Below are 14,590 nucleotides of genomic sequence, written 5' to 3' on the forward strand. Positions count from 1 at the left end.
AAAGATTTGCCAAAATGTGCCGATGAGAAGAGAAAGGAATGGAAGCGGTTTGTCAAGTTCGCTATATTGCCCGGCCGGTTTCTTTGGCTGTATCGCTATGGTTTCATTATTCAGGAGATAGAGCGTGATGCAGTTCGATGAAGCCAGACATCTGCTGTCCCGAACCTCTTTCGGTTTCCGGCATGATGAATTGGAGGCGATGCGACGGCTTTCGTATACGGAAGGCGTCGAACGGCTGATTTCGTCCGCTTCGTCACGGACAGTCGACACACCGGAATGGCTCGCAAAACCTTTAAGCGCGAAACGGTGGAAAGAGCTTTCGGCCGCGGAGCGTGAAATTGTCAAGAAAGAGCGCCGGAGAAGATCCAGGGAGCTGAAGATATGGTGGTACAGGCAGATGATCGCGTCGGACCGGCAGATCGTCGAATGGATGACGCGGTTCTGGCATGGCCATTTTACGTCGGAGCTCAAAAAGGTCAAATGGCCTCTGCTGATGTTCCGGCAGAACCGGCTTTTCAGAGAACACGCCCTCGGTAATTTCAAAACGCTTCTGCACGCGGTCGCGAAGGACGGTGCGATGATGATCTATCTCGATACCGTCCGCAACCAGAAGAGAGATCCCAACGAAAATTTCGCGAGGGAGCTGCTGGAGCTTTTCACGCTTGGCGAAGGCCACTACACCGAACATGACATCAAAAATGCCGCCAGGGCATTCACGGGATGGGGAGTGGATCGCCGCACCGGTTCTTTCCGATTTCGTGCCCGGCGCCATGACGACGGCATGAAGCGTTTTCTGGGAGAAAAGGGACGGTTCGGCGGTGAAGAGATTGTCGATATCGTACTGCGTCAGCCCCAGACCGCCCGTTTCGTCTCGGCGAAGCTCTTTCGAGCGCTTACGGGTCTCTCTCCCGATGATGCGACCGTGAACAGGCTGGGTGAACTTTTCTACCGAAGCGGCTACGAAATCCGGCCGCTGCTGCGGGCCATTCTGCTCTCCGATACTTTCAGAGATCCGGCAAACCGCGGTGCGATGGTCAAGAGTCCGGCCGAGCTGATCGTCGGGACGCTGCGGGTATTGCCTCTCAAAAGGGGATCGCTCGAAAACGCGGTTCGGTTGGGGCGCTTTCTGGGTGAAGATCTCTTCGATCCGTCGGGTGTCAAAGGATTTCCAGAAAATCGCGAATGGATAACCAGCGACACCCTTCTGCTCCGCGAGACAATGATGCGAAAAGCGGCACGGAAGGCCGTCCCATCCCATGCGTTGGCATCGCTTGAGCCGGAAACCATGCGTCGCTGGCTTCTGCCCGTCGATCCTGCTATACCCATAGAAACCGCATCGGTGCGCCGGACGCTCGAAGCGATCGTGACCGATCCGGCCTACCAGCTGAAATAGGAGTGTGCATGCATCGCAGAACATTCATCAAAATCGGCGGCGCAACGGCCGCGGCTCTCTTTTTCTCTCCCGACCTTTTCGCTTCCCGGGTGTATGGTGAAGAGAAGATTCTCATTCTCCTCGAGCTCAAGGGAGGGAATGATGGTCTCAACACTGTTGTTCCCCTGGGCAGCAGACACGCACTCTACCGCCGAATGCGCCCGAATCTCGCCATCGCCGAAAACGATGCGATCTCCCTGACGTCGCAGTGGGGGCTCCATCCCGCTCTTGCCGCGCTACACGGCCTGTGGGATGAAAACTCCCTGGCCATCGTCCACGGCGTCGGTTACCCCCGACCCAACCGCTCCCATTTCCGATCGATCGATATCTGGAACGCCGCTTCGCACGATCCGCATATCTCGACCGGCTGGGTGGATGCCTTTTTTGGGAAGGTGGGTTACTCCGATCCGATTCCGGCCGTGGTCATGGGGGGCGGGGATGCCGGTCCTCTGGAGGGCCCGCATCTGCCCACGGTCACGATGCACTCTCCCGAGCGGTTCATCCGGCAGGCGAAAACGATTCCGTATATTCGTCAAAAAAGCACGTTCCCGCCCACGCTCGCCTATATCGTTTCGATGCAGAACCGGGTTGTCGCCACGGCCGAAAAACTCGAGCGGAAACTGCAAAAAAACGTATCGTTGAACAGACATTTTCCCCAGACCGCGCTGGGGAAAAATTTTTCCCATATCGCCCGGCTGATCGCGGCAGGTGTCAATACTTCCGTATACAAACTCACACTCGGTGGCTTCGACACCCATGTCACTCAGAAAAAGAGACATGCGCAACTTCTCAAAACCTTCGCCGAGGCGACGGCGGCATTCGCCGATACGATGAAAGAGATCGGACGGTGGGAGGATGTCGTTGTCATGACCTATTCGGAGTTTGGAAGAAGGGCTTCCGAAAACGGCAGCGGGGGGACCGATCACGGTACGGCTTCGGTACAGTTCCTCCTGGGAGGAGGGGTGCGAGGCGGCTTTTATGGCCAGGCTCCGTCCCTGGAGAAACTCGATGGCAACGGCGATCTGATCTTCACGACCGATTTCCGTTCCGTCTACCACAGTGTCGCGCGACACTGTTTTGGAAAGAGTTTTGGCCGAATCGACGGCTATCTTCCGCTCGAACTGTTCACGTGAGGGGATGTTTTGCCGTTTGGCTGCGTATAAAGGAAACAAACTAGAACCCATCCCAAAGGAGTCAATTATGAAAACAACGAAATGGATTGCCGCGGCAGCGGTCGCAGCTCTGCTTGCCGCACCGGCCGTCATGGCTGGGAAGGTGCATGGCAAAGGCCATGTTCATGGACATGGAGCGGTACACGGCAAAGGGGTTGCACACGGGAAAGGTGCTTTCAAAGGAACAGGGACAGCCTCAGGCACCGGTATGGTAATCTACCGCGGCAAAGACGGAAAGATCCATCACAAACGCGGAACGGGAACCGTATCTGGGAAGGGTATCGCCATCGGCAAGGGAACGGTTGCCGGCAAAGGTGAAGGGATTGGAAAAGGCTGGGCTGCCGGAAAAGGAAGCGCCAAAGAGGGGTTCTAACCACTCCGGCGCTGCATAAACCGAGAGAAGAGAGGAGAAGGGAGAATGAAATTTTTGAAAGGATTGATCGTATCGCTCTCACTGCTCTGGTTTGTTCCTCTGATGTTATGGCACCGGATGCACCTTTCTCCTCTCTTTTTCCTGTTCTTCGTCCTCTTTTTTGCGGTTGTCGCATATTTCGCCGAACCCCTCTACGACTGGGCGACCCACATCGCGAGGCGTCTGGGACATTGGCGCATGGTTGCTCTGCGTGAGCGTTTGCGGGACGACATCGTTTCGGCGGCTGTCACCGCTTTATGGCTCATGGCGATTTTTTCACTCCTCTTCGCATTTCTATAAAATTATAAAAAAGTATTGTAAAAGGGGACAGGCTGCTTTTAAGCTCTTTGTTTGTATGATTGAAAGAAAAAAGGCGAGCAGATGCCAAGAATTGCCAGAGGTGAAACGGTGGGTGGCATTTTCCATCTCATCAACCGGGGAAACATGCGGATGCAGGTCTTCGACGACGATGCGGACTACAATTACTTTCTCGATCTGCTCGAAGCGGCGAAAAAGCGGGAGGCGGTGGAGATGCATGCCTACTGCCTGATGCCGAACCATTTCCATCTGATGCTGCTGCCACAGAAAGAGGGGAGCCTGAGCCGATTTATGCAGTGGGTGATGACGTCGCACGTGCGTTACTACCACAAAAAAAACAGAACATCCGGGCATGTGTGGCAGGGGCGTTTCAAAAGTTTCATCGTCGAAAAGGAGAGTTATTATCTGACATTGATGCGATACATCGAAGCCAATCCGAAGCGGGCCGGACTTGTGAACCAGGCATCCAAATGGAGATTCGGTTCGCTGTATGAAAGGGTGCATGCAAACCGGTCGCTGCTAGATGAGCCGTTTATGGAGCTTGGAAATCGGTGGCCGGAGTATGTCGATGAACCGATCCATACAGAAGAGCTGGCTAAAATACGCAACAGTGTCAACCGTCAGGCACCCCTGGGCAGACCGGAGTGGCAGCGGGAGACAGCTGCCGAACTGGGACTGCTTTCGACACTCAACCGCCGGGGCCGGCCGAGAAAGGAAAAATAGATGCAGGATGAATGGATAAGAATAGGGCTTCTGGTTGCGGTGGTTGTCGTGATGATCGTGATACTCAAAATGCCGAAAAAGAAGGATGAGAACGAGGAGGATCAGTAGAGGGCAGCGCCGACCCTGCTACCAACCCGTGCCGATGATCAATGGCCGGATGCCGGTTCCTCTTTTTTCGCCTGTTTGATGATCTGCTCGAACCATTTGACCGTCATACGCACGCCGGCGCCGCTGGCGCCTGCAGGGTTGTAGCCCCACGGTTTTTCGACATAGGCGGGGCCGGCGATGTCGAGGTGCAGCCATTTGTGTTTGTACTCTTTTTCGATAAAGTGGTCGAGAAAGAGGGCGGCCGTGATGGCACCGCCGTAGCGTGAGCTGCTGATGTTGCAGACATCGGCGATGTCGCTTTTGAGAAGTTTTTTCAGGTAGCGGTTGAAATGGAGCGTGCCGGTCAGTTCGCCGGCGTTGGTCGCCGCTTTCGAGAAGCCGTGTTTGAGGGTGCGGTCGTGTCCCATCAGTCCGGTGGTGTATTCGCCCAGTGCCACGACGCAGGCACCCGTTAGGGTGGCGTAGTCGAGCAGGTAGTCGGGTTTAACCTTCTCCTGGGCATAGCAGAGGCAGTCGGCCAGGACCAGACGCCCTTCGGCGTCGGTGTTGCGGATTTCGATCGTCGTGCCGTTTTTGGCTGTGAGCACGTCGTCGGGTTTGTAGGCGTTGCCGCCGATCATGTTTTCGGTGGCTCCGATGATGCCGTGGACTTCGATCGGCAGTTTCAGCTCGCTAACCGCTTTCATGATGCCGAGAACCGCGCAGGCTCCCGATTTGTCCGATTTCATCGTAACCATGTATTCGGCCGGCTTCAGGCTCAGCCCGCCGCTGTCGTAGGTGAGCCCTTTTCCGACCAGCGCGACTTTGTAGAGTGCGTTTTGGGGTTTGTACGCCAGGTGGACGAGCCTCGGCGGATGGTCGCTGGCGCGGCTGACGGCCAGAAACGCGCCCATGTTTTCCGCCTCGAGACCTTTTTCGTCCAGTACGATGCACTCCAGATCGTTCGCTTCGGCGAGTGCGATGGCTTTGAGTGCGAGCATTTCGGGCGTCATGTCGTCGGGCGGGGTGTTGACGATGTTGCGGGTATAGTTCGTGGCCTGGGCAACGATGACGGAAGTTTCGACATATCCTTTCGCCTTGTCGCAGTCGACGCTCTTGCCGTTGAAATCTTCACAGGAGATTGTCACCTTTTTGACCGGATGTTTCGCTTTTTCGGTCTTGTAGGTGTCGTACTCGTAATCGCCGAAGACCATTCCCTCGGCCATCGCTTTGATATTCTGTGCGGAGCATTTGCCCAGATAGAGGCCCGTTCTGACATGTTCGGCCTTCGTTTTGCGAAGTGCGCGTATCGCCGCGGCGTAGGCGCTGCGGATATCGTCGTGGTGAAGAGAGTCGCACCCGACATAGATGCGTCTCTTCTCCATAATCAGACAGGTTTCGTCCTGTCCTCCTTCGAATCCCGCCATTGTCAGCAGATCTTTCTCTTCGACCCACGGGTGGTCCAGATTTTTGTCGATGACGCAGACGATTTCGACGTCGGCCTCTATCTCATGCCGCTTTTGCGGACTTGTTTCGATTTGCATGTCGTTCTCTCCTCCTATGTAGTATGTTCTCTTCGATCCGTCTGAATGTATAGGCGATTGTACCGAAAAAGAGTAAAGCGATCGGAATGGCGACATACCAGTGGTGTTTCATGTACTCCAGAATGGCCAGAATCTGTTCGCCGAAAATGTAGGCCAGTACGATCGTGACAGCCGCCCAGACCTGCGCGCTCAGAAAATTGATCAGTGCGAATTTTCTGCCGCTGTAGCGTGTCAGGCCGATGCTCATCGGAATGATTGTACGCAAGCCGTAGAGATAGCGCTGGATGAAGATGACGGGCCAGCCGTACTTTTTCAGAAGTAGATGGGCCAGTGCGAATTTTCGACGGTGTCTGTGCAGATACCGGTGAATCCATTTCGTATTGTACCGGCCGATGTAGAAGTAGATCTGGTCACCTGCGAAACCGCCCATTCCGGCTACGAAAATCGCCGCCGGCATACTCATGTGGCCGGTGTGCACCATCGTACCCGCCATGACGAGCCCGAGTTCGCCCTCCATGACGCTCCAGACGAAGAGGATGATGTAGCCATACTCCGTCAGTGCATCGATTAGAAACTGCTCCATCTCCCCCTCTCAATCAATCGAAATGGAGCAGATCTTTGGCCTGGATCATATCCTTGTCGCCGCGCCCGGAGAGGTTGACGATAACCAATCTGTTTTTCAGGCGCTCCGGATCCATCTTTTTCAGGTAGGCGATGGCGTGGGAGCTTTCGAATGCCGGGATGATTCCCTCCCGCTGGCTCAGCCATACGAAGGCATCCAGCGCCTCCTGGTCGGTGATAGAGTCGTACTCTGCCGCGCCGATCTCCTTGAGGTAGGCGTGTTCGGGGCCGATGCCCGGATAGTCGAGCCCGGCGGAGATGGAGTGGGCTTCGAGGATCTGTCCGTCCTCGTCCTGAAGAAGGTAGCTCATCTGTCCATGCAGCACACCCGGGCTCCCTTTTGCGAGGCTGGCGCCGTGCTTGTCGGTATCGAGGCCCAGGCCGCCCGCTTCGATGCCGATGCAGGTGGTTTCCGGCTCGTCGAGGAAATGGGCGAAGATCCCCATGGCATTGGAGCCGCCGCCGATGCAGGCGACGACGTAGTCGGGCAGCCGGTTCTGGGCTTTGAGGATCTGCGCTTTCGCTTCGTAGCCGATGATCGCCTGGAAGTCGCGCACCATCATCGGGTAGGGGTGGGGTCCCGCCACGGTGCCGATGATGTAGAAGGTGTCGCGGGCGTTGGTGACCCAGTAGCGGATGGCGTCGTTCATCGCATCCTTGAGAGTTTTGGATCCGCTCTCGACGGCATGCACCTTCGCGCCAAGCAGTTTCATCCGAAAGACGTTGAGTTCCTGCCGCGCCACATCCTTGGCTCCCATGAAAATCTCGCACTCGAGACCCAGCAGCGCGGCGATCGTCGCCGTGGCGACACCGTGTTGTCCCGCGCCCGTTTCGGCAATCACCTTTTTCTTGCCGAGGCGCTTGGCGATGAGCCCCTGCAGGATCGTGTTGTTGACCTTGTGGGCGCCGGTATGGTTGAGGTCTTCACGCTTGAGATAGACCGTTGCGCCGACATCATCGGAGATGTTTTTGGCGTAGTAGAGCGGGCTGGGGCGTCCGACATAGTGTTCAAGATAGTAGTGTGCCTCTTCCCAGAAGGTTTCGTCGAAACGGATTTTGGCGTAGGCTTCGTCGAGCTCCTGAAGAATCGGCATCAGTGTTTCGGGTACGTAGCGCCCGCCGAAGATTCCGAAATGCCCCAGTTTGTCAGGATCGAATGTCAACGGTTTTGGGATGTACATCAAACGACCTCCAGGATATGATAGACGGGAGTCAGACCTTCGAGTTTCTTCGTGCCGCTCAGGAAGGTGAGATTGATGATGAAACAGGCTTCGACACATTCGGCTTTGGCGTCCCGGATCAGCTTCGCCGCCGCTTCCGCCGTACCGCCCGTCGCGATCAGGTCGTCGATCAGCAGGACGCGTGCACCCTCTTTGTTGTTGAAAGCGTCGATATGGATCTCGATCTCGTCCACCCCGTATTCGAGGGCATATTTTTCACCGATGGTGGTGTGGGGGAGCTTACCCTGTTTTCTGACCGGTACGAAACCGATGCCCAGTTTCGCTGCCAGCGCCGCACCGAAGATGAATCCGCGGCTCTCGATTCCCGCGATATAGTCGAGATTCATTTCGTCATACCGTGCTGTCAGGTGATCCATCAGAAGATTGAACGCTTCGGGGTTGTTCAGCAGTGTCGTGATGTCTTTGAAGAGAATCCCCGGCTTTGGAAAATCGGGAATATCCCGGATGGAATCCATCAGAAGTTTTTTCTGTTCGTCGGTCAATGTTTTCATGGGAAAACCTTTTTGAATGAAAAATTAAAAACGAAAAAATTAAAAATTTCGGATGCGGCGAAGCCGCCACCGATTTATAACTAAACGAGCGGAGCGAGTGTCTCACTACCCACTACTCACTACCCACTGATCTGACGCAAGCGTCAGATCAATGCTTCGATACGCGATTCGAGCTCTTTGATCCGGCTCTTGAGCTTTTCGTTTTCGATACGATACTGGCTGTTTCGCTGCTTGACCGTTTTGATTTCCCGTCGCAGTTTGTTCATCTGCTCGTTGAGGATATCGATATTGCCGAGTGCTCTTTGGAGCTGGATCTGGTATTTGCGAATCAGAACTTCCGCCTCTTTGAGGGTCAGCTTCATGACATCGTTGTTGCGCTGCTCTTTGAGGGTCAGATTTCTGAAATAGAACATTTTGACAACGACAAAGATCACCAGCAGCAGCGAAAAGGTGACCAGCGACCATTCCAGCAGCATCAGTGGCTCTTTTGCAGTGCCATGATCTTCTCGACACGCCCTTCATGACGCCCACCTTCGAATGGTGTGGTCGTAAAGGCGTCGATCATCGACTCGATGACACCGGGACCGCTGACGCGTTCGCCGAAGCAGAGAATATTGGCATCGTTGTGGGCACGCGCCATCTGGGCCGTGTAGTAATCCTGGCAGTGTGCTGCCCGGATGCCGTCGATCTTGTTGGCGGCGATGCTCATGCCGATACCCGTGCCACAGATCAGGATGCCGCGGCTTCCCTTTTCACCGATGACGGCACGTGCCACTTTCTCGGCATAGTCCGGGTAATCGACACGGTCATCGGTGTCGGGACCCATGTCGACCACTTCGTGACCACGGTTTTTGAGCATTTCGACGACCATCCCTTTGACAGCAAATCCGGCATGATCGCTTCCGACGTAATATTTCATCCACATCTCCTCTGACGTTTTGATCCAATTATATTAAAATTATCCCAATAAAAGATTGATGAGCCAGCTTGCCGGCATAAAAAACCATTTCGCCAGGGGGGTGGCGATGACAATGATCAACAGGATCATCCCGATCCGTTCGATTCTGTTCAACAGATCGATGACGGGTTTCCAGCGAAACTCCATCGCCAGGTAGCGAAGTGCGTTGGCACCGTCGAGTGGCGGAAACGGCCAGAGATTGAAGACACCCAACACGACATTGTAGATGATCGAATACATCAGGAAAAGTCCGACAAACGCTTCGAAAAGCGAATGGGGCTGATCGAAGACCGGAAAGAGGAAAGATGCGGCAACGGCCAGTACGAAATTGTAGGTAACACCGGCGAGAGCCACGGCGATGGCCGCTCTGTAGCCACCGTTGGATATGACAGTGTAGATATTGACCGGTACCGGTTTGGCCCACCCGAAGAGGAATGGTGCACCGCTGATATAGAGCAGAGCGGGGACGAGAATCGTACCGATCGGATCGACGTGAACGATCGGGTTGATACTGAGCCGGCCGGCCGATTTGGCGGTACTGTCGCCATAGCGGTAGGCGACGTAGCCATGCATGATTTCATGGCCGATGATGGCTACCATCAGCGAAAATATGATCGCCGCGATTTTGAGAACTTCGAGCTCATTCGACATAATGGGGTTCTTCTCTCTCCAGTGTTCCGATATTTCTGCCGATACGGTCCCATCGGATCAGGTAGTTTTCATCCCAGCTGAAGTAGATGAACCAGGGTTTTCCGACAATAAGGCGATAGGGAACGGTGCCCCAGAAGCGGCTGTCGTTGGAGTGGTCGCGGTTGTCGCCCATCATGAACCAGTGCTCCTCTTCGACCCGGATGGGTCCGAACTCGAAGATCTCCATCGGCTGGTAGCCGTCCATCATGACTTCCGGATCGTTGTGGATGCCCGGAAATTCGTCGCGGTAGGGGTTTCTGACGAAAAAGGTTCCCTCGATGTCGACGATCTTCTCTTTCGGGTAATTGGCGACGACAAAGTCGTTGCCTTCGTGGGGATGGAGGTAGAGCTCCTTGTTGTGGACGAAGAGAATGTCGCCGCCGACCGCCACGCACCGCTTGACATAGTGGATCTTCTCGTTGCGCGGATAGCGGAAGATGACGATGTCGCCCCGTTTCGGCCCCTCGGCCCTGATGATATGACCATCCCCGTCGGTGTCGATGCCGACCGGGATTTCGAGCCACGGAATGTGGGGCACCGGCACGCCGTAGGCGAATTTTTTGACGAACAGGTGGTCACCGATCAGGAGGGTGTTTTTCATCGAGCCGCTGGGAATGACGAAGGCCTGTGCGACGAAGAAGATCACCAGCAGGACGATGATGACGGTTCCGGTCCATGTGTTGGAGAAGTTGTAGAGCCGGACGAGCCAGTGGGGTTTTTTCTCCGTTTCTGTCATTTCGGTTTCTTCGTTTTGAATCGGTTCGCTCATGCTCTCTCTTTCGCCGCTTTGAGGGTGTTTTTGAGCAGCATCGCGATCGTCATCGGTCCGACGCCGCCCGGAACGGGTGTGATATAGCTGCACTTGGGTGCGACGTTGTCGTAGTCGACGTCACCGACCAGTGTGCCGTCGTCGAGGCGGTTGATTCCGATATCGATGACGACGGCACCCTCTTTGACCATCTCTTCGGTAATCAGTCCTGCTTTGCCGACGCCGACGACGAGTATGTCGGCACGGCGTGTGTGTTCGGGCAGATTTTTCGTATAGATGTGGCAGATATCGACAGTTGCGAACGCGTTGAGCAGAAGCGCCGCCATCGGCTTGCCGACGATGTTGCTGGCTCCGACGACGCAGGCGTCTTTGCCTTTTGGATCGATGCCGTAGGCTTTCAGCATCTCCATGACGCCCAGAGGTGTGCAGGGTACGAAACCATCCAGCCCCGTCATCAGGCGCCCGAAGTTGTAGGCGTGGAATCCGTCGACATCCTTTTTGGGATCGATGAGCTCGAGAATCTTGGTCGTGTCGATATGGGATGGGAGCGGAAGCTGGACGAGGATGCCATCGATGTTCGGGTTTTTGTTCATCATCAAAATCGTCTCTTCGATTTCGCTCTGGCTGATCGATTCGGGCATTTCGTGGGTGATCGAATAGATACCCGCCTCTTTGCACGCCTTGGCTTTCATTTTGACATAGGCGTGGCTCGCGGGGTCGTCGCCGACCAGGATGACCGCCAGTCCCGGCGTGATGTCTCTCTCTTTCTTGAGTCGCTCCACCTCTTTTGCGATGTCGTCGCGAATCTCCTTGGCCAGTTTTTTGCCGTCGATTATCTGCATAGGTGATACCTTAATGACAATTTGGATAAAATCCTATCCAAAAGATGATTAAAAGGCGGTTAGTGAAACGTTGGTTTCTGGTTCTGGCAAGCACGTTTCTGTTTGCGGAGGACTCTTTCATCACGCAGTACGAATATGGCGAGATGCTCTACAAAAATCCGCGGGGCATCGGCTGCATCCACTGTCACGGAAAACACGGCGAAGGTGCCCGTATCGCATCCTACAAAGAGGATGGCAAAACGATCGTGCTTCGTGGACCGGACATCCGGAAGGTCTCGAAAGAGAAGCTGAAGAGGAGTCTCGTCAAACGCTACCGCGTCATGCCGACCTATTTCCTGACCGATTCGGAGATCGGGGCGTTGTACTATTTTTTGGTGAACCGTGAACCGTGAACCATCTAGCGTAAAGCGTGAATGGAAAGGAGCGGATCTTTCCCATTCACCGAAATCCGGAAGGGAGTGTCATGGTATTTGAACATCTGGATGAACTCGAAAGGCTGGTCGAAGCGGGAGATCTGGAGAGTATCGAGCGGCTTCGTGCCGGGAGGGGGCAGAGTGCGCGGTACGAACCGCCCTATGTGCGCAGTGCGTTGATGCTTTCGGCCCATCGGCTGAAACATCTGAACAAACTCGACGAACTCGATGCCGATATCGTCATCCTGAATCTGGAAGACGGTGTGGCGCCTTCGCTCAAACCGCTGGCTCTGCGGCTCACGGGGCTCTTTCTCTCGGAAGCGAAAACGATCCGTTCCAAAACGGTTGTACGCGTCAATCCGCTGGAGGAGGGGGGCAGAGAGGAGATCGCCTATCTCAACGATGTCGGGCCCGACGCCATCCGGGTGCCCAAGATCGAAACGCCCGCCGATGTCGAAGAGGCCCTGGACCTGATCGACGGCCGAATCCGTGTGCACCTTTCGATCGAAACGAAGGAGGCGTGGGCCAATCTGCCGAATCTTCGCGTCGATCCGCGTGTCGAGGCCTTCTATCTCGGTGTCCTCGATCTCTTCGCGTCGATGAAACTGCCGCAGCGCATCGTCCACCTGCACAATCCGACGATGCATGCCGTTCTGACCCGGTTTCTGCTGACCTGTTCGACGACAGGGGTCTTTCCGGTTTCGTTCGTCTTTCAGGATTATCAGGACAACGAAGCGTTCGAAAACTGGTGCCTTCTGGAGCGTAAAATGGGATATCACGCGAAAGGGTGCATCTCTCCGGCGCAGGTGGAGATCGCCAACCGCATCTTCATGCCCTCCGAGGAGGAGCTGGAGTGGGCGCGACGGGTTGTCGAACTCTTCGAATCGGACCCCCACTGCAGCGGCTTCGCCGACGAAGAGCTCGGTTTCGTGGACGAACCGATCTATAAAAACGCGAAAAATCTTCTTCGGATACGATAACGGCACCATGCTCTATCGATGAAACATTTCAAAACATTTCTGATGAGCGCCATCCTCGTGATGATGGTGTTGGGAGGATGGCAGGTCGCCTATGCGCATGGATGCTATGCGGTGCTCCTCTTTTTCCTTTTCTGGGGAACGATCGCTACGAGTTTCATTGACATCAAAATGCACGAGCGCCGCTGCGTGCGCCGCTGCTATCTGCAGCCGCATACGTTGTTGGCGCGTCTGCTTGTTTCGCCCGTTGCGGTTTCCCTCTTCTATCTGGCTGTTTCGTTCATGATGGCCATCTCCGCCTTTGTGACGATTATCGATTTCTCCTCGGGACTCTGGCTCTATCTGCCTATCCATACGCTTGTCGTGTTGATTCTCTACCGTCAATTCGTATACCTGTTCCGCTCCAGAATCAAAGAGGAGTATCTCGCCCTCTTCGCCAGGGAGTGGAGCATCAACGTGTCGGCTCTTCTGCTGATCGGTACGGTCTTTTTTCTCGCCTATGAAGGAGAGGTTCCCATCTATCTTTCATCGGGTTTGGACGAGACGATTCGAACGGCGACGAACAGCGTGAACTCGGTCTGCAGCGTGAGTGATGCGATTCTGCGCTTTTACAAAGAGGTGGAGGCGGTTACCTGGTGGCTGATGAGAGAAGAGTCGGCTGTTGTCGGCAGCGGACTGCTCCGGACGGCCGGATGGATGCTCTTTCTGCTCTATAACAGCCTGGCGGTGCTTGGTATCAACCGTTTTGTTGCGGAGGTTATCTACCGAATTGACCGGAGGGGTCGGGACGATGGGCAGCGTGCCGGTGGGTTTTGGACGTCGTTCTTCTCCTGGAAGGCGATGGGCAGAGGCGAAAAGTATTTCTGGGGGACGATTCTCCTCTTTTTGGTACCGTTTACGATCCTGACGGTCGCCGCCATCGTGAATATGAGGGAACGGCACCGACCGGAAGAGAGAAAAGAGCCCATTGTCACGGTACAGATATCGCAGATATTGAAACGGAATATAGAGATGTCGCGGGCTGACATCGTTCGGGATCTTTATCGGAAAGAGTCGGAGCTGAACACGACAGTCGAGAGGGAGATCGATGCCGTGTTCGAAGAGGTCTATGCCAATGTCGATCCATTTCTGGATTACCACTACTCCATTGTGGGCGAATATAGCGAGTTGAGACATGCAGCATCCAACGATATTGAGAGGATTGTCTCCGAAAAGCTCTTCGGAGAAGAGTTCGAACCGCGTTTTCAAAAAGCGTTGCGTACGATCGGATCGGCACTCGAAACGGCCATGAAGGCCCACAGCCGCAGTGTCGAAGCCAACGCGACCGCCGGTGTCGACTGGCATCTCAACGAAAAGATTCTCGAAGCGATCAAACGTGATATCGCGAAAAATATCTCGGTCACTGCCGCGACCTTTGTCGGAGTCGTGGGCAGTGCGAAGGTGGTGTCACGTCTCATTCCGAAAATTACGGCCAAATTTCTCTCCAAAGTGGGGACGAAGCTGGCTGCCAAAATGTCGGCCAAAACGGCGGGAAAAGTGGCGGCTGCGGAGACGGGAGCTGTCAGCGGAGTTCTGTGCGGACCCTATGTCTGGATCTGTTCACCCGTTTTGGCAGCGGCTGCCTGGTTCACGACCGATGCCATCGTCATCGAAGCCGATGAAATGCTGACACGTGACTCGTTTAGAAAGGATATCATAGAGGCTCTCGACGAGGAGAAAAAACAGATCGAACAGGAGTTGAAACGGCAACTGGCCGGGCAGTTGGAAACATTTTCGCTTGCCATTCGGAAACGGTATGAATCGCAGCCTCTCAAAGTGAAGGAGATAATCTACGACAAAACCTCTGAATAGTCTTAGTACATCTGGTAATGGATATAGAACCGTATCTTCGTTTTCTCCT

The 14,590-nt window shown here is 54.7% G+C and carries 17 protein-coding genes; 8 read left to right on the plus strand and 9 right to left on the minus strand.

What is annotated here, in order from left to right:
- Positions 1-127: 127 nt before the first annotated feature.
- The 5 genes from Q1K24_RS06345 (at position 128) to Q1K24_RS06365 (ending at position 4,057) form a co-directional block, all read left to right on the plus strand.
- The gene (locus tag Q1K24_RS06345) at positions 128-1,393 is read left to right on the plus strand and encodes a DUF1800 domain-containing protein (protein ID WP_300367646.1); all 1,266 of its coding nucleotides are present in this window, start codon (positions 128-130) and stop codon (positions 1,391-1,393) included.
- A gap of 8 nt (positions 1,394-1,401) precedes the next feature.
- Positions 1,402-2,565: a DUF1501 domain-containing protein gene (locus Q1K24_RS06350; protein WP_300367649.1), complete on the plus strand. Its 1,164-nt coding sequence runs from the start codon at positions 1,402-1,404 to the stop codon at positions 2,563-2,565.
- Between the two features lie 67 nt (positions 2,566-2,632).
- Positions 2,633-2,977 (plus strand): hypothetical protein, encoded by a 345-nt coding sequence (locus Q1K24_RS06355; RefSeq protein ID WP_300367652.1) that lies wholly within the window; start codon positions 2,633-2,635, stop codon positions 2,975-2,977.
- 45 nt (positions 2,978-3,022) lie between these two features.
- A complete protein-coding gene (locus tag Q1K24_RS06360; protein WP_300367655.1) occupies positions 3,023-3,316 on the plus strand; it encodes a hypothetical protein in 294 nt (97 codons plus the stop codon).
- A gap of 81 nt (positions 3,317-3,397) precedes the next feature.
- On the plus strand, positions 3,398-4,057 hold the full coding sequence (locus tag Q1K24_RS06365) for a transposase (RefSeq protein ID WP_300367658.1): 660 nt from the start codon (positions 3,398-3,400) through the stop codon (positions 4,055-4,057).
- 146 nt (positions 4,058-4,203) lie between these two features.
- Here the strand turns inward: Q1K24_RS06365 and Q1K24_RS06370 are convergent, their stop codons facing one another.
- From Q1K24_RS06370 to folD, 9 genes are all read right to left on the minus strand, one after another.
- The gene (locus Q1K24_RS06370; protein ID WP_300367661.1) at positions 4,204-5,688 is read right to left on the minus strand and encodes a leucyl aminopeptidase; all 1,485 of its coding nucleotides are present in this window, start codon (positions 5,686-5,688) and stop codon (positions 4,204-4,206) included.
- Entirely contained in the window at positions 5,654-6,271 is a 618-nt protein-coding gene (locus tag Q1K24_RS06375; RefSeq protein ID WP_300367664.1) for a DedA family protein, read from the minus strand. Before Q1K24_RS06375 ends, Q1K24_RS06370 begins: the two co-directional genes overlap by 35 nt.
- A 13-nt stretch (positions 6,272-6,284) precedes the next feature.
- Positions 6,285-7,490 (minus strand): tryptophan synthase subunit beta, encoded by a 1,206-nt coding sequence (gene trpB / locus Q1K24_RS06380; RefSeq protein WP_300367667.1) that lies wholly within the window; start codon positions 7,488-7,490, stop codon positions 6,285-6,287.
- Entirely contained in the window at positions 7,490-8,041 is a 552-nt protein-coding gene (locus Q1K24_RS06385; RefSeq protein WP_300367670.1) for an adenine phosphoribosyltransferase, read from the minus strand. Before Q1K24_RS06385 ends, trpB begins: the two co-directional genes overlap by 1 nt.
- Positions 8,042-8,184: 143 nt before the next feature.
- A complete protein-coding gene (locus Q1K24_RS06390) occupies positions 8,185-8,517 on the minus strand; it encodes a hypothetical protein (protein ID WP_300367673.1) in 333 nt (110 codons plus the stop codon).
- Entirely contained in the window at positions 8,517-8,960 is a 444-nt protein-coding gene (rpiB, locus tag Q1K24_RS06395; RefSeq protein WP_300367676.1) for a ribose 5-phosphate isomerase B, read from the minus strand. Before rpiB ends, Q1K24_RS06390 begins: the two co-directional genes overlap by 1 nt.
- A gap of 39 nt (positions 8,961-8,999) precedes the next feature.
- Positions 9,000-9,650 carry a site-2 protease family protein gene (locus Q1K24_RS06400; protein ID WP_300367679.1) on the minus strand — a complete coding sequence of 217 codons (651 nt, stop codon included), beginning with the start codon at positions 9,648-9,650 and terminating at the stop codon, positions 9,000-9,002.
- Entirely contained in the window at positions 9,640-10,425 is a 786-nt protein-coding gene (lepB, locus tag Q1K24_RS06405; protein ID WP_300367694.1) for a signal peptidase I, read from the minus strand. Before lepB ends, Q1K24_RS06400 begins: the two co-directional genes overlap by 11 nt.
- Before the next feature lie 29 nt (positions 10,426-10,454).
- Positions 10,455-11,300, minus strand: a complete 846-nt coding sequence (gene folD / locus Q1K24_RS06410) for a bifunctional methylenetetrahydrofolate dehydrogenase/methenyltetrahydrofolate cyclohydrolase FolD (protein WP_300367682.1) — start codon at positions 11,298-11,300, stop codon at positions 10,455-10,457.
- Positions 11,301-11,362: 62 nt separating this feature from the next.
- On the opposite strand from folD, the gene Q1K24_RS06415 reads away from it, so the two are divergent.
- The 3 genes from Q1K24_RS06415 (at position 11,363) to Q1K24_RS06425 (ending at position 14,541) form a co-directional block, all read left to right on the plus strand.
- The gene (locus Q1K24_RS06415; RefSeq protein WP_300367685.1) at positions 11,363-11,692 is read left to right on the plus strand and encodes a cytochrome c; all 330 of its coding nucleotides are present in this window, start codon (positions 11,363-11,365) and stop codon (positions 11,690-11,692) included.
- A 71-nt stretch (positions 11,693-11,763) separates the two neighbouring features.
- Positions 11,764-12,693, plus strand: a complete 930-nt coding sequence (locus Q1K24_RS06420) for a CoA ester lyase (protein WP_300367688.1) — start codon at positions 11,764-11,766, stop codon at positions 12,691-12,693.
- Between the two features lie 18 nt (positions 12,694-12,711).
- Positions 12,712-14,541, plus strand: coding sequence for a hypothetical protein (locus tag Q1K24_RS06425; RefSeq protein ID WP_300367691.1), 1,830 nt, complete (start codon positions 12,712-12,714; stop codon positions 14,539-14,541).
- Positions 14,542-14,590 lie beyond the last annotated feature (49 nt).

The sequence above is a fragment of the Hydrogenimonas sp. genome (genome assembly GCF_029932565.1).
In the GTDB taxonomy this organism is placed as follows: domain Bacteria; phylum Campylobacterota; class Campylobacteria; order Campylobacterales; family Hydrogenimonadaceae; genus Hydrogenimonas.

Excerpts from the sequence above, each read along its gene's own strand:
- Q1K24_RS06355 (WP_300367652.1), top strand. The coding sequence starts at position 2,633 with ATGAAAACAACGAAATGGATTGCCGCGGCAGCGGTCGCAGCTCTGCTT.
- Q1K24_RS06350 (WP_300367649.1), top strand. The coding sequence starts at position 1,402 with ATGCATCGCAGAACATTCATCAAAATCGGCGGCGCAACGGCCGCGGCT.
- lepB (WP_300367694.1), bottom strand. The coding sequence starts at position 10,425 with ATGACAGAAACGGAGAAAAAACCCCACTGGCTCGTCCGGCTCTACAAC.
- Q1K24_RS06425 (WP_300367691.1), top strand. The coding sequence starts at position 12,712 with ATGAAACATTTCAAAACATTTCTGATGAGCGCCATCCTCGTGATGATG.
- Q1K24_RS06365 (WP_300367658.1), top strand. The coding sequence starts at position 3,398 with ATGCCAAGAATTGCCAGAGGTGAAACGGTGGGTGGCATTTTCCATCTC.
- rpiB (WP_300367676.1), bottom strand. The coding sequence starts at position 8,960 with ATGAAATATTACGTCGGAAGCGATCATGCCGGATTTGCTGTCAAAGGG.
- Q1K24_RS06375 (WP_300367664.1), bottom strand. The coding sequence starts at position 6,271 with ATGGAGCAGTTTCTAATCGATGCACTGACGGAGTATGGCTACATCATC.
- Q1K24_RS06420 (WP_300367688.1), top strand. The coding sequence starts at position 11,764 with ATGGTATTTGAACATCTGGATGAACTCGAAAGGCTGGTCGAAGCGGGA.
- folD (WP_300367682.1), bottom strand. The coding sequence starts at position 11,300 with ATGCAGATAATCGACGGCAAAAAACTGGCCAAGGAGATTCGCGACGAC.
- Q1K24_RS06360 (WP_300367655.1), top strand. The coding sequence starts at position 3,023 with ATGAAATTTTTGAAAGGATTGATCGTATCGCTCTCACTGCTCTGGTTT.
- Q1K24_RS06370 (WP_300367661.1), bottom strand. The coding sequence starts at position 5,688 with ATGCAAATCGAAACAAGTCCGCAAAAGCGGCATGAGATAGAGGCCGAC.
- Q1K24_RS06390 (WP_300367673.1), bottom strand. The coding sequence starts at position 8,517 with ATGCTGCTGGAATGGTCGCTGGTCACCTTTTCGCTGCTGCTGGTGATC.
- Q1K24_RS06400 (WP_300367679.1), bottom strand. The coding sequence starts at position 9,650 with ATGTCGAATGAGCTCGAAGTTCTCAAAATCGCGGCGATCATATTTTCG.
- Q1K24_RS06385 (WP_300367670.1), bottom strand. The coding sequence starts at position 8,041 with ATGAAAACATTGACCGACGAACAGAAAAAACTTCTGATGGATTCCATC.
- trpB (WP_300367667.1), bottom strand. The coding sequence starts at position 7,490 with ATGTACATCCCAAAACCGTTGACATTCGATCCTGACAAACTGGGGCAT.
- Q1K24_RS06345 (WP_300367646.1), top strand. The coding sequence starts at position 128 with ATGCAGTTCGATGAAGCCAGACATCTGCTGTCCCGAACCTCTTTCGGT.